Annotated in this window: 3 protein-coding genes; all 3 read right to left on the reverse strand. The window is 66.0% G+C overall.

Features of this window, described 5'->3' with window-relative positions:
* Positions 1-34: 34 nt before the first annotated feature.
* The 3 genes from QX048_RS32390 to QX048_RS32400 are packed head-to-tail and all read right to left on the reverse strand — an operon-like array spanning position 35 to position 15,626.
* Positions 35-10,576 (reverse strand): LysM peptidoglycan-binding domain-containing protein, encoded by a 10,542-nt coding sequence (locus tag QX048_RS32390; RefSeq protein WP_316192101.1) that lies wholly within the window; start codon positions 10,574-10,576, stop codon positions 35-37.
* A 14-nt stretch (positions 10,577-10,590) separates the two neighbouring features.
* Entirely contained in the window at positions 10,591-12,006 is a 1,416-nt protein-coding gene (locus QX048_RS32395; protein WP_315827834.1) for a hypothetical protein, read from the reverse strand.
* Entirely contained in the window at positions 12,003-15,626 is a 3,624-nt protein-coding gene (locus tag QX048_RS32400; protein WP_315827833.1) for a hypothetical protein, read from the reverse strand. The genes QX048_RS32395 and QX048_RS32400 overlap by 4 nt, the downstream gene beginning before the upstream one ends.
* Positions 15,627-15,633 lie beyond the last annotated feature (7 nt).

A 15,633-nucleotide genomic window follows, 5' to 3' on the forward strand; every position in this document is an offset into this window, starting at 1 on the left:
GACCGCCGCAGTCTCGATGCCGGGACCGACGGCCTCAAGCGGTCGTGACCTCGTGAGTGAGCCGGCCGACCTGGATCAACGGCTGCGTCGCATCGCCGACCCCACCGAAGACCTTCAGCTCGATCTCGACGCGGGCACGGCCCGACGTCGTTGGCTTCGTCGTCGCCCGCCACGTATCGATCATCTGCGCGAACGGGGCCACGAAGGGCGGCTTCACGCCCGGATCGACCGCTGACGGGGTCGGCGTCAGCAGGTTGATCGGCAGCCGTACGCGCGGGATCGACGGCTGGCCGGCCACGATCTCATAGCTGTACATGCCCTGCATCGCGACCTCGTCGCTGGTGCCGCCATTGCCGCCGGCATAGAGCCCCGCGAAGAACGTCGTCAGGCGCGCATCGAGGTCACCGGTCGCCCCCGACATCGCGTCGAGCGAGAACGCCGTGTAGTTCAGCTGCGGAACCACCGTGGACGCAAACCGCACCTCCGGCGTCTGGAACAGGAACGCCGGGTTGGTGCTGGTGGTCTTGAGATCTGCCAGCGGGAACAGCGCGAGATTGCGCTGCACGAACACCGACGCCCAGCCGCTCTGGTATAGCAGCACGTCGAGCGGAGCGATCGAAACGGTTCGGGCCGGCAACCCACGTGCCTCCTCTTCGCCAAGATAAACCGTCTTGCCGTCGACCTGACGCGCATAGACGTAGGCGATCTGCACGCCGACGGGCAGCTCTGCCGGAGGCACGGCCTGGGGCGTATAGAGCTCGGGTGCAATCGCGATCGCAGGCGCCGGAAGCGTGGTGGTGCCGTTCGAGATCGTGTTGGCCGCCGCATTCCAGCTCGCCGCCGTTCCATCGATGGTGATGTTGACGAGATTGGTGCGCGCGTGCCCGTCGCTGGTGCTGTCGAGCGTCGACAGAAACTTCACGATCACATGCGCGGGCGCCGTCGCGAGCTTGGCGGCTCCAACCGTCTCCCGCACATAGGCATCCGCGATCTGCCTGGTCTCCAGCGCAAAGGCGGCGGTCGCCTTGCGCGCGGCGGCCAGTGTCGCCGGATCCGGCTCAGCGCCATCGATGCCGACCAGATACTGGTTGAGGTCGCGCAGGATCGCCGGATAGTTGGTGACGAATTGAGCGAGCGCGGTGAACAGGTCGGGCTCGCCGCTCAACCTGGCCGAGCCGCGCAGCGTCGGCTCGGTCGGCCGGTTGAACTCCATCGTGCAGGACACTGCGTCGGCTGCCGCCTGCTGATAGAGGTAGTCGAACGAATAACCCCAGGCATTCAGCTTCGATGGATCGGTCGTGCCCTCGCCGGTGAGCTGCCGCGCCTGCTGCGCGGAGACCGTCGGCGGCGTCGGCAGATCGCGGTTGACCACGGGAATGTTGGTGACCTGCGTCCCCAGCGGATAGCTGAACGGCCCGTTGACGAAGGCGAGCCATCGCGAATCGACATAGCCGTCGATTCCGGGGACGGTACGCCGCTCGAATTCGAGATGAGTGAGCGAGAGCGTGAGCTCGAGCGGCACATAGGCCTGGTCGACGACGTTCTTGGTGGCGAACACGAAGGCCAGCCGCGAATCGTACCAGGTCTTGCTGGCGGGATCGTAGACTTCGCCGAGCGGGACGCGCGTCGGCGTCAGCGTGAAATTCTGATTGTCCGCGGCGCCCTTGATGCTGCCGCCCGGCTGACCGTAGAGGTTCGGCGGACCGGCCGGGTTGCTATCGCCTCCGCCGGTCACCTCGGTCAATCCGAACACGACGGCCGCACCGGCCCGATAGGCTGCGCCAAGCTGATTGAGCAGCTGCTGGCGCAGCTTCTCGCTGGCGGCGAATCCGGTTGAAGGATCGCCCGCGCTGGTCGACAGCACCGGCAGCGTCTTCAGGCTGATCGTATCGGCCAGCGATTCCTTGGTCGACAGCACGCTTCCCAGCGAACCGTCCTTGAGCGGATCGGTCACCCCGTCGATCCGGTCGAGGATGAACGCGTGCGGCGCGTAGTCGGCCGACAGGAACTGATCGATGGCATCCAGCGCGCTCTGGAACCATTGGTTCAGATCGACACCGTCGAGATGCAGCGTGTCGGTGTCGCCGCTGTCATAGCGCGTGATCGTCGCATCGCCGCTGGCAAGCGCCTTGGCGATCGGCTTCGGCGCGAAATAGCTCGGTGACGTGCCCAGCTTGAAATGGATGCCCTGCCCGGCCGCCTTGCCGAAGCGGACGGCCCAGAGCTGCTGAGCGCCGTCGGCCGCATCCTCACCGTCGCGGGACAGGCCCTGCCCGACCTTGAGATACCAGTCGGCGGTGACGAAGACCGTTTCGACGATCTTGCTGAACTCCGTGTAGGATACATTGCCGTCGCCGTCGGCACGCGGCAGGATCGCCGCGGCCACGCCGGTGCCGCCCTGCAACGCCGCCACCGCCGGGTCGACCAGCAGCGGATTGCGGCTGAACGTGAGCGTGACATCGAGCTCGAGGATGTTGCCGGCGGCGATCGCATTGACGTCGACCGGAAGCGACAAGGTCACAGCCGGGGCTGCGGGCGCCTGGCCGCGCGTCACGAGCTTCAGATACAGCACGCACGCGCGCACATAGCCGCGAATGATGTCCGCCTGCGCATCGCCAAGATCCACATCGGGCTTTGCCATCAGCGAATTCGACAGCCGCATCGCCACCGCGTTACCGGAGACACCCGGCACGGGAACGGCGACATCGGCGGAATAATCCTGATGCAGCTGATAGTAGATCCGGGTGTAGAGCGAGAGATCGTCGGCGGCCCGCGCCGCACCGTCCGGCCCGGCATAGGCGGCGGCGTTGAGGGACAATGCAAGCTTGAACGCGGCACCGCCCGCCGCGTCATAGCTGTAGCTGGCATTGGTATTGATCCAGGACCCCAGCCCGATCAGCTCATCGCGGTACAGCATCGACACCGCAGCCCCGTTGAGCGCGCCGCGGTACCCTTGCGGCGGCGCCTCGAACGGTGTCACCGTGGTGTTGCCGAAGATATCGCGCCATTGCAGCGCGACCTGCGCCATGGTGCCGACGCCGAGATAGGGATTGGCCGCCTTCGGCGGCAGATCCGGATCAGACGGGTCCGGCGCGGCGTTGACCAGCGCGAATTGCGCACCAATGCCGATGGACTGGCGATAGTCGAGATCGGCGATCGCGACCTGCGCCAGGCGGCCGCCGCGCGTCCGCGCCGAGCGCGCATGGCTCTCGAACGCGCTGGACTCATCGTCGTCATGGTCCTGGGGACCGAACGGCATGCCCAGCGGACTAGCCTTGTAGAAGACGTTGCCCGCGAGTCCCGCGGCCAGCGAGGTGTAGAGCTGATACATCGTCTTCTTGGCAAAGTCCGGCGCCGCTGGATCGTCCGGCGGCAGGCCGAGATTGTCGCGCGTCAACGAGAACCCGATGTTCTGCGGTGGCAACTGGTCGCGCAGGGAGAACAGCTGCGGATCGAGATCGAGCACGGCATTGACCGGGAACAGCCCGGGCGCTGCGCTGGCGCCACGGGCGATCAGGTCGACATCCAACCCGTAATAGGAGGCCATGCTGGCAAAGCTCATCCCGGGCGCGGCCGAGGAACTGACCTGATAGGCCAGCGGCGGGATGTAGAACACGGCGGCCAGCGCAACAGCGACTTGTGGATTGAAGGCGGCGATGTCCTGGCCGGTGATCGGATGGACTGCACCGGCTGAGAACAGTTTGGCGAGCTTGTCGAGCGTGGCCTGCGCGTCGATGGCCCCCCCGGTGCCGCGAACCAGATCCGCGTCGGTCAGTTGGCGCATCGCGCCCACGATCGGCACCAGCGCGCCCGCGGCGAGCGGCTTGGTCGCGTTGACCTCGGCGATCCGCCCGGGCCCGGGGCCGTAGATCGCCGCGAGCGCATCGAGCGATGCTCCCGCCGCAACCGGTGCCGTCTGGGCGGTCGAGGCGAGCGACACCGTCTGTACCAGATCGCTCTGCGGATCGACAGCGTCGGTCGTCACGAAGGCGTTGACGAAGTCGGGAAGCGTGGTGCCGAAGGACTCGCTGCCCTGCGCCGCGAACGTCACGACCATTGTCACAATGCCAGAGCCGGAGGAATCGAAGACGGCCGCCGGCAGGCCTTCCTCGCTTTCGACGTTCTCGTAGTAGAGATAGTAGCCGCCGCTGCGGACCGTGCTGAGCTCCCACATCAGGCGGATGAACTGCGCCGGCGAATTGGCAATGCCGCGCGGCGGAGCGTCCTCGGCGCTCAGCATCAGGCGCAGCGCCGCCGCAGGATTGGTCTCGGTCGACAGGTTGGTCTGGGTGATAAAGGCGAGGAAGTCGGCGTCCGCAGGCGTCACCAGCATCGGCGCGCCGGGTCCGGACTGGTTGTAGAGCAGGAAGACGGCGGAGGCGATGCCTTCGCCCAGCGCATCCATGGCGGTCAGGATGCGCTGCAGCCGCACCGCGTCCTCCGAGCTGGGTCCGACGAGCTCATAGACGAACGGCAGCGACGGCGCCGATGCCGGACCGCTCGGCAGATCGCCTGCGCCGGTGCCCTGAGCAGCCAGCGCCGCCGCGTCCGGCAGACGCTTGATCTCAATATCGAGCCGCGTGCACCAGGCCCAGCGCCCCAGGTCCGCATAGTCTGTGCGTCCGGTCGCGGGATTGCTGCGCCCGGTCTGCGGCTGGAACTTCGGCAGCAGCGCAAAGGTCGAGCGGAGATCCGGCATGACAGCGCGGATCGACTGCTCCCGCGTGGCGACCAGATTGGTCTGCGCCGGCGGCAGGCTCCATAGCGTCGGCTGCACCTGCGCGCCGGCATCGGCCGCCGCGGCCACGCCGCTGCGGTTCGTCAGAGCCAACAGGCTCGCGACGGATCCGCTCGACCAGCGCGCGTAGCCGCTGGCGGTAAACGGCCGCGGCTGACGCTCGGCGAGCGGCAGCGCCGCAAACGTCGGGCTCGGGACGAAATTGCCCGGCGCCCTGGCCCAGCTGACGACGACGTTCAGCGCGGCATAGGCCTGACTCAGATCGACGTCCATGCTGAGGTCGGTGGTGTCGTTCAGCAAGATGAAATCGAGCGGGACGCCGTGGCTCTGAGTCTCGCGTGCGAAGCCGACCTTGTAGCTCGTGGCAGAACTGGGCGTCGGGAATTGCTGGCCCGTGAGCTGATAGACGCCGTAGCCCGATTGCGTCCTCGGATAGAGGAACGCAGGCGACAGTGTCAGTCCGTCCCGGACCGGCAGCCGCAATCCATAGACCAGGAAGCGCGAGACCATGCCGGCGGTCTGCCCGACCTGGCCCGTGGCCGCGATGGCCGACCACAACGCGCCGACCGACAGGGCCTGAAGACTGCCGACCGTGAGCAGGCCGCGCTCCGCCTGCACCGAGAACAGGCCGGCGACGCCGCGATTGGCGTCCGCCACCGCAACCGCAGTGGTCTGGAACAGGTTCGCGACCGTCGACAAGGTATCGGATGACGGGCCGGAGGTCCCTGCGGTCCTGTAGGCGATCGGCCAGATCGCGAGCGGCAAGGTCGGCTGCAGCAGGCCGGCGACGCCGTAGAGCACGCTCTGTGCAGCGAGCGCGTCGATCGAGATCGCGCCGAGCTGCAGCGCGATGTCGTCGAAGCTGTCGCCCTGCCGCGTCACACAGATCTGCTCCTGGCCGTGGCTGTTGGTGAGCAGCAGGACGACGCCGCCCTGCAGCATGTGACGGGCCCGGTTGGCCACGATCAGGCGGTCCGGCGTCGTGATCCAGCGCGGCGGCAACGCCGCATCGGAATAGCGGCCGGCGATGCCTTGCAGGGTGTCCCCGCTCTGCACCACATATTCGAGGCCGTCGATATGCAGGGACAGCCCGGCCCCCAAGGCATGGTCGACATTGGGCTGTACGATATCCGCAATCGTCAAGGCGTTGCCGGCGATCCCGTTGAGCTCATCGAGAATAGCACCGATGCTGCTCGTCGGGGTCAGCGGATAGGCATAGCTCTGCAGCGCGTCGGCCGCGGCCTGGAGCAGTTGGCGCGCGATCAGCGTGAAGGTGTCGACGAACACCAGGGCCGCCATCGACTCCGCCGAGCTCGTATCGGTCTCCGCGGCAAGCCGGCGCGTTTCCTTGTTCTGGGCCTCGATGTTCGCGGCGACCTGCGCGAATATTTTGCTGACCGCGGTCGCGTAGCCGGGCGTGGCCGTGGTGTAGGTCTCGAACGCGATCGGCGAGGTCTGGCCACCGGACATGCCGGGGACCTGCAGCTTCAATCCGTCGAACACCGGAAACAGCACCGAACCGGCATCGAGCTTGGTCTTCAGCCCCGACGATTGCGCCGTCGCCGGATTGAAGATGTCGAGCGTGAAGCCGTCGGCCAGGAACTGCAGCAGGCCCTTGATCGACAGGAACGGATCGGCCGTGTCAGCGAGACGCGCGACATAGGCCTCGAGCTGGGTGAGCGTCACCGACATGGCCAGCGTCTCGGCGAGCTCGGCCGCATCCCCGCTCTCGTTCCCCAGTGCGTCGATGATCCAGGGGAAGTAGACCTCGGCCAGCACGTCGAAGGACGTCTTGGTGGCGGACGGCGCGCTCGCCGCGGCATCCGGCGCGTCCATTGCGAGCAGGAGCACGAATGCCCCCTGGTTCGAGGCTGCGTCTGTGGCTGCCTCCGGAGCAAGCACGGTGTACTGCGCGCCCGCCATCAGCGACAGCTTCGGCTTGTTGCCATCTGCGGCGGCAAGGCCCATCCGGCGAGCGGTAGCGGGCCCGAGCCGCTTCGGTCGCGGCTTCAAGCTGCGCGCCAGCCGCATGGCCGCGTCCGGTCCGCGCGCGTGAGCCCGCTGCATCAGCAGCGCGTCGGCGCGTGCCCCCTGAATCTCCCATGGCGCCGTGCTGGTCTGTCCGATCACGAAGGTCGCAGACACCTGGGCCGAGAACGACAGGCTGATGGAGATCGAGAACAGACCGAGATTGATCTTGACCTTGAGGCTGATCGTCACGCTCGCGTTGGCGACCACCGGAATCTCGCGATAGCTCTCATAGGTGAGCTGGATCGACAGCACGATCTTGACATTGACCGAGGCTGAAATGATCGCGAAATCGACGCTGCCGTACAGCAGGCCAATGATGCCGACCGTTCCCGACAGCTTGAAATAATAGTCGCTCTGCAGCGCGCTGCTGCTGGCGCGCGATGCCAGCGTGCGCGCGGGGTCATAGGGATGCCACGGCGCCACGACGCCTTCGACGATGCCGAAGACGGTGAGCGCAAAGCCCGCCTTCAGCGGCCCCTTCTCGAAATTGTAGCCCAGGCCGAGCTGCAGCCCGATGCCGAACTCGATGACCGGATCGAAAGTGCCGAGGTTGGTCTTCGGGATCTTGGTCGAGGTCGCGTTAGACAGTTTTCCGATGTAGAAGCCGCCCGCGCCCAGCACCGGCACGCCGTACACGATCACCGAGATCGAGAAGGAGCGGCGGAAATCGAGATTGTACGGGAAGCCGATGTCGATGAAGAAATCGCCGTTGGTGTAGACCTTGATCCCGAGCTGCGGCAGCGTGATCGACACCGCACCGAAATTGAGGTTGCGGATGATGTCCGGGAAGGTGAAGTCGATCTGGTAGACGCCGATGTCGTCGGTGATCTTCTTGTAGAGGATGTCGACGACGAGGTTGGCGAGCCCGCCCATCTTCTCGCCGGCGAGTGCCAGCCGCAGGCCGTAGAGATTCGGGTCGTTGAACACCAGCATGGCATCGATCGACCAGGCGCCGGCCACCTTCATCAGGCCGAGATGCCCGGCAATGAGCCAGTTGTTGGACTGGTCGTAATAGGGCAGTCCGGGCGTCCCGCCGTCGTCCGCATTGGGATCGACCGGATTCATCTTGCCCGTCGTGCTGGGGACAGACTGCAGTGCGCAGATCACCTCCTTGGTACTGTTGAAGCTGGAATGGCCGGTGATGCCGATGCGCTGCCCAAGCACCAGCAGGAACAGCTTGAACCATTCCTCGCCCCGGCCGGGCACCGACGGCAGGTTCTGCACGTCCTGCCCCTTGGCGGGATCGAGCAGATTCTTGAACGCCGGATCGTCGGCGACCAGTGGGCTCGAGCCCTCGATGGCGAGCGTCACCTTTCCGTCGGTGCCGCGACGGAAGGTCAGCGCGGTGATGCTGATGAAGCCGAGATTGATCGGGCTCGACAGCTCGTAGCTGGCCGACAGGCGCTGCGAGAAGCTCTCGCCGCTCTTGAGCGAGACGTTGACACGCAGCGCATCGAGCGAGATCTGGTTGAGCAGGTCCCATGGCGAATCCAGCGTGAAGTAAGGATTGCCGAGCGTACGCACCAGCGCCTGCACCAGCGAGCCGATGCTCCAGCCCTTGAGGCTGAACGTGACCAGCTCCTTGCCGCTCTCCCAATCCGCTCGAAAGCCCTCCCACTCGACGAACAGAATGTTGTTGGAGCCCGCCTCCGTCGTCTTGAACTCATAGCCCATCGTGAGCTTGAGGTTGATCGCCGAGTAGATCCAGGTGCCTTGCGCGAAGCCGGAGAACTGCTGCTGGGCCGGCTTCTGGCCGTCATAGCTGACGCCGAGCCGCGCCGGATCGATGCCGACGGTCTGATCGCCGAAGGCGAACGTCCAGCTGAAGCCGACGGTGATGTCGTAGCTCGTCTTCAGCTCGCCCTGCTCGGCCGGAATGGTCGCGGTGATCGCGAATTCGGAGATGATGAGGTCGCCGGGCAGGAAGCTCGGGAAACCGTAGGCGCTGCCGGGCGAAAAGAACTGGTTGATCAGGTCCGAGACCTCGAGCGGTTCCTCCAGCGAGGCGGCGAGGTCCCACCGCTTCGGCGTTTCGAACCCGTCATAGGTCACGCTGACCTTGGTGTGCAACGGGCCGACATCGAGGAAGCCTCCGACGCTCGACTTCCATTGCGTCTGCGAGGCGGTTTGCAGCGCGCCCCCTCGCGAGGTCCGGAGCATCGGCAGCGGCGCCGCCCGCAGCAGCGTCGTCGCATTGCCCCCGTCTGGCGTCTGCGTCGGAGTCTGCGCCGCGATCGAGACCGTCCCCTCTCGCACGGCAAGGATCGGCTGGTTGTTGATCTTGAGCAGATTGAGCGTGAGGCTGAAGCCGGCGTCGAACTGAAAGCTCTGCGCGCCGTAGTCGACCGCGACCGCGATGTCGCCAAGTTCGAAATCGCCGACATTCTCGACGTCGAGCACGACGGCACCGCCGGACAGTGCCGTCAGGAAGTCGCTCAGCTTCGCGGTCCCGGCGAAGGATGCGAAGAACTGCTTCGCGGAGGTGAACTGGACGGTGAACACGCCGTCGCCCTCGCCGTCGGGCCCCTTGAAGACGCTCGGCGCCAGTACGAATTCGGTCGTGAAGTCGTAGGTCTGTTGCCGCTTGGTGCCGTCGAACGGATAGGCCATCGACCATTGCAGCGCGAAGCTCGTGATCTTGAAGTCGAGCACCCCGGTCGGCGGCAGGATCTGCCAGCTCGTATCCTTCGAGCTGCCGATCTCGATCGAGACCGCCGTGATCGTCGGCGAGCGGCCGAGCGTGCCGGCAATCGAGAAGCCGTTGAGACCGACAAAGGCGAGGAACTGCTGCAGCACATCGGGAGTCGCGGCGAGATAGCCGCCATTGCCGCCCATCACCTCGATCACCGTGGCCGGCGTCAGCGGCGCGCCGCCTTCGACGACGGCAAGTGCCACCGAATAGTTGGCATCGGCGCCGGGTGTGATCTCGACGTCGAGCTGATAGGAGCCGGTGCTGCCGACGTCGAACTGCGAGGAGATCGCGAGCGTCGGCGCCTGATCTCCGGCATCCGGATCGGCGGGATCGGCCAGCACCAGCACGCCGTCGACCTCATCGGCGCCATCGGGCGCGGGAATGGTCAGAGCGAGGCTCGGATCCCTGACCGTGAACTGCGACGCGAGCTTGAACGTGCCGTCCTGGATCGCGGCCCGCAGCTGCCCCGGCGGGAACAGCACGGTCTCGCCGTTGAAGATGCCCATGTTGAGCGCGCCGCTCAGCAGCAGATCGCCGGTCGGCGCGGTGAGGCCTGGAAACAGCAGCAGGAACGGCTTGGCGACATCCGGCAGAGCGACCTTGGCAACGAAATTCTGCACCGCGCCGCCGCTCACGGCACGCCCTGCGGAGTCACCATACGGGTAGGTGCCGGTCGCCGTCGAGAACACGAAGCTGACGTTCTTCAGGGTGCCGAACTGATTGAACGGGAAGCCGCCCATGAAGGCGAAGCTGCTGGTCCAGGTCCAGTTCGATGGCGTCGCCTCGACCTGCACGATCAGTTGGTCGCCGTCCACGGTGAAGACAAGCGTGGCCTTCGCGGCCAGCGGAGCCGAGGCGCCGATGAACGGGATCGTCGCCGACTGCACCGTGAACGCCGTCCCTTCGACGGGCCCGACATCGGATTTTGCCACCGTCACCTTGAAGTCGGCCGCGGCCTTGAGGAAGAAGGCCTGGCTCAGCCAGGCGTCGTAGTCTGCGGGGACCTTCACGGCGGGATCGGCGAGGCCCGCCGTCAGGAAGGCGGCATCGAGCGCGAAGGCGGTGTCGCCGGCGGCGGCTTCGACAGCGGCACGGAGATTGTCGATAGCGCTCATCAGCCGGCGCTCCCTCAGATGTCGGCAGAGATGCCGAAGTGATCGCTGGTGTTGCGAACGCGCCCGTAATTGCTCCAGCCGGTCAGATTTCCGGCACCGCCGATCCCCGGATAGTTCGCCGCCGTCGGTGCGCCCGGCCACCCCATCGGCGGCGCGGTGAACTGGTTGGCCAAAGCGATCGCACCGGGGGGAGGATTGTCCGGCGGCGCCATGACCCCGTTCATCGGCGTGCCGGTCACCGTGTTCATGATCGTGGTCTGATAGTTGTGCATGCCGTTGTGCGGCCAGACCAGGACGTTGTCGATCGAGTAGAACGGCGCGGCGACGAAGTTCGAGCCGACATAGCCGTAGCCGGGATAAAAGCTCTGCCCCGGCCCGCCGCCGTTGGACCAGAGGAACTTGGACGCCGCCGTCTTGTCCTTGCCGCGGATATGGGTGGAGAAATAACCCTTGTACTGGTCGAGATTGACAGGAACGCCCACCGCCGTCGGACTGACGAGCAGCGTGTAGGCACCGGGACCGCCGGTGAGCGGATTATAGAGGCCCGAGGCGGTACCATTGACGGCGAACAGGTTGACGTTGAAATCGCCGCCGATCACCCGCGTCTCGTTCACGCCCAGAGCGCCGACGACGTCGTTGATCGTCGACAGCGTGGTGATGTAGTTCGCCGCCGCCGGATTGTTCGGCGGGGAATGGATGCCGAAGATGGTGAGGTCTCGCTGCACGACGCCGAGATTATCGGCCTCGGTGAACGTCGCCATGAACGGCTCGCGCAGCCCGGCAAAGGCAACAGGAGCGCCGAGCGTGGTCGTGAAGGCGATCCGCGCCGCGACGACGTCCTCGTTGAGGCCGCCATTGTGCTGGGCACCCGCAGGGATCTGGCGCACTCCGCCCAGGCCCGGAGGCACCAGCATTCCATTGACGTTGACGACACCGAGGGGCACCACCATGCCATTGTACGGCGTGGCGACGCCGCCGCCCGGCGGCACCGACACGCCGCCATGCCCGCCGGTCCAGATGTTGGGCCCGGTGAAGTAGCGGTTGAGGGTGCCAGCGGTGTTGGTGCGGCGATAGAGAATGCCAACCGTCTCTGAGCGCCCGCCGACCCCGGTGTAGAGCGGCGGCACGGCGTTCCATCCGCCCGCCACCATCGTGGCGGGGTTGTTGAGCCCGAACTGCACCATGGCGAGCGCATTGATGCCGCCGGTCTGGCTCGCCAGCGCGTTGGGCGCATTGTCGCCCGAGCTCACCTCGATGATGACGATGATGTCCGGCTGCACGGCCGCCAGCACGGCATTGATCACCGCGCGGCGCTGGATCGCGCTCTGCATGTCGTTGAGACCGCCATGCCCGCGTTGGCGCTTGATCGAGGCCGAAAAGATCTTGTTGACCGAGAAGTTTTCGATATTCCAGAACAGGATCCGCGTCATGATGACGGCTCCTGTAGCTCGGGCTTGCGTGCGGCGAATGCGAGCGACTGCTCGCAGCCCGGATTGTCGTCGGCGACATAGGCGGCGTACCAGCCGAGGCTGCCGGTGTTGTCGGGATCGCCGAACAGGAAGAACTGGATGTTGGCGGACGGCGGCAGCTTGGCGATGCCGAATATCTTGATGGCGATATCGTCGATCCGCAGGCAGTAGAACCACTTCGGACCGTCCTCGGCCAGCATGCGCCCTTTTGCGGTCGGGACCGGCTGGCGCAGGATCGAGATCGCACCGACCGCAACCTTGATGACGCCCTGGATGCTGAACAGGCTGGCGCCGGGCGCCGCGCCCGGCAGGCTCATGCCGATGAAGACCGCGTGCTGCGCATCCGACCCGGTGGTGACCGGTGACCATGCCGCGAGCAGCTGCGACTGGAAGCCGACGCCAGAGGCGAGCGCCCCCGGACCGCCCAGCGTGATGTCGTAGACGACGCCGAACCAGGGCCCCTCGAGTTCGGTGAGGTTGAGCTGCGACGTCACCGGCAGGAAGCCGAGATCGGACGGCTTCTGATCACCGGTCGCGTTGACGAAGCTCTTCAGTTGCAGCGCGAAGCCGCGGAACAGGCTGGTGTCGCGCATCGTCGAGCCGTTGAGATTCCAGGCCAGGTTGCCGGTCGCGACCCCAAACCTCTTGGCTCCGGGCGTCGCCTGCGGATAGGTCATGCCGATGACGAGGCCGGAGAAGGCGAGCCCGACCCCGAGCGCTTCCTCGGGCGTATCCGGCGGACTGCCGAACGACAGCAGGTCGAGCGTCTCTCCGATGGTGCTCTGAAGCGCCGTGAAATCGAGCTGCCCCCAGACAAGGAAGTTGCTCGCCACCGTGGCGCCCTGGTCCTGGATGCCAATCGTGTTGAACTGCACCCGGTCGAAGGCCACGGCCGGCAGCACGTTCGACGGGCTGGTCAGCACGTTGGTCGTGTTCTGCTCGAAGACATAGGCGCCGCGGCCGCCCTGATCGACATAGCTGCCCTTGAGCACGATTCCCGTGAAAGGCTGCGGCTTGCCGCGCGAGTACAGCCGCGCCACCGGCGCGCCGAACAGCGCCGCGACCGAGAGCTGGACGTGGCTGTCGAACCGCGTCAGCCTGGCGTTCTCGAACAACGACTGCAGCTGCAGCACGGTAAAATCGAACTCGCCGCTCATCTGCACCGCCACCGGCACGTCAGGCGCAACGCCGTTGGAGATGTTCATCGCATAGCGCGGATCTTCGTAGTCGATCAGCCCGAACAGGCTCGAATTGCCCTGGGGCATCGTGATCCGACCGCTCCGGCCGTCGACCGTGACGCGGCTGACGGTGAAGCCGAAATGATGGGCGTTGAAGCGGGTGAAGTCGATGCCGGCGGCAAGCCCCGCAATCTCCGGCGGCATGTCGCGCTGGCCGAGGTCGGCCGCGAGCACGATGACGCCGGTCCAGTTCGGGTCCTGGGCGATGCGCGCGAAATTCTCGTAGAATGGGCCGGACGGTCCCTTCGAGCGTGCGATGGCGTCCGCGATGTAGTCCTGTAGCCATTGCGACAGGCCGGTGTAGGACAGCGCAGCGGTCACCGGCGGTGTGCCGGGCAACAAAGAGAACTGCTCCGCGGACGTCCAGCGATTGGCATTCGTGACCCGCTCCAGCAACGAGCCAGAGCAGAACTTCATGATCATCACGTTGCGGTAGGCGGTGGCCGAGGCGCCGGCGCCGACCGCCGCGGTCATGGTCCAGCCCGCAATATTGACGGTGTTGGCGAACTGGGCGCCTGTGCCGAACGGCTCCGGATTGACGGCGACCAGAAAGAGCTGGTTGGTCTGCAAGGCGTCCTGCATCGCCCGGGAGGGAGCGGATAGCGCGAATGGCAGGGTGTTGCCGTCGCGGTCGATCGACTGCGCCATGCTGACCTTCAGATAGGCCCCCGTCGTCGGATCTCGCTCGATGATGAAGCCCTGCGGCGTCGTCCCATCGGTGCTCGGGCCGTCCGGCAGCGTGCCGCGCAACGCGTGAGCCCGCGCCGCCTGCACACGCGCCGACCACGTCTTGCTGCCATAGCTCGAGATCAGCGACTTGCGGGTTGCAGCCACGATCTGGCTTTCGAACTGGACGAGCGTCGCGCCATCGAGGCCGCTACTCGCAGCAGCTCCATAAGGCGCCAGCGGGAACGTCTTGTCGCTGCCCTGGGCGAGCGGCATGAATGGCGGTGCCGATTGCAGGATCTCCGCATTCGGAGCGCCGGCCGCGGCCGTACTATAGATCGCGCTGCCCTCGGGCTCGGCCAGATAGTCGACGGCCCCGCCCCCGGCGACGATGGTCACCCAGGAGGTCTGGTGGTCGTCGGTCAGGCGCGGCGCAACGGCACCGCTCGCGGGACGGTTGAGATCCGCCGTCTCGAATGGGAACACCGGCGCGTAGCCGGGCTTCGAGGGAATGGCGTTGAGACGATCGTTCTGCGCTGCGGGCTGGCTGGCGTCGTACGCCTTGAAGCTGAGCGCCTCCGATCCGAATAGTCCACCCATCAGCTTCGCAAGCTGCCCCGTCGAACTGCCATCGGCGCCGAGCGCATAGTGGCCGGCCAGGCTGAGATAGGTCGTGCCAGTGTCGACCGCGGCCGTCTTCGCGGCGCTGGTCGCAAAGGCGAAGCCCCCTGCTCCGAGCGCCGGCGCCGTATCCGTGCTGCTAGCCCCGAGCGGCGTCAGTTGCACGACACGCCCGCCGGTCGTGCGGAATTCGCTCGTCAGCGCAGGCGCCCCCTTGATGGCGAACCCCGAACGCAGATACCCCTGCTCGAGCTGCTCTCGGCCGATCACGCGGTTGGCCGGATCGCCGAGGTCGAAGGCACCTGCGATCGAAAGCTGCGACGGCAACGCCGCCACCGTCATGGCTGCATATTGCGCAGCTTGCAGCGACGTCGTCGCGCTGTTGTTGATGACGTAGCGGATGCCCTGCTCCAAGCCCTGGCTGACGAACGCCTGCTTCGAATCGAGCAGCCCATCGAAGGTTACGCAACCGGTGTTGGCGCCGCCGAACGGCACATAGGCGTAGATGCGATTGTTGGAGGTCGGCGCAAGGCGAATGCCCAGCGGGTTGTCGCCCTTGCCCGAAAAGCCGATGAACGGAGGTGAGCTCAGCGCCGAGCCCGACAGGCGCAGCGCCCCACCCTCGATATCGATCCGGCTCTGATCGAGGATGTAGAACTTGGCGTTGCTGGCAAACCACAGGTTCAGGTTGCCCGAGACCTGGTAGACCGGCGGCAGATTGATGAAGGAGACGCCATAGCGCTCGAAGTCGCCGAACGCGACCGGGTTGGCCGACGCGAGCCAGACGACAGCACGATTGCGCGTCGCCTTGCTGATATAGGCCCGGACACGCTCGGCGAACCCGCCGGGATCCCGATCGAGATCGGCGGGCCGCTGTGTCGCAAACAAATAACTGCCACCGTACTTCTTCAGCGAGTCGTCGTAATTGATGAACGGTGGCAGAGACGAGCCCGTGCCGAGAAGGTAGCCGGCCCAGCCAACCGAGCCGGCAACCCTGGTCTCGTAAATCGCAGAGGAGTCGACCTGCTCGAACTGCGCTGACGCGGACGCGTCCATGCTCGTA

Source organism: Bradyrhizobium sp. SZCCHNS30572 (genome assembly GCF_032484415.1).
Classification (GTDB): domain Bacteria; phylum Pseudomonadota; class Alphaproteobacteria; order Rhizobiales; family Xanthobacteraceae; genus Bradyrhizobium.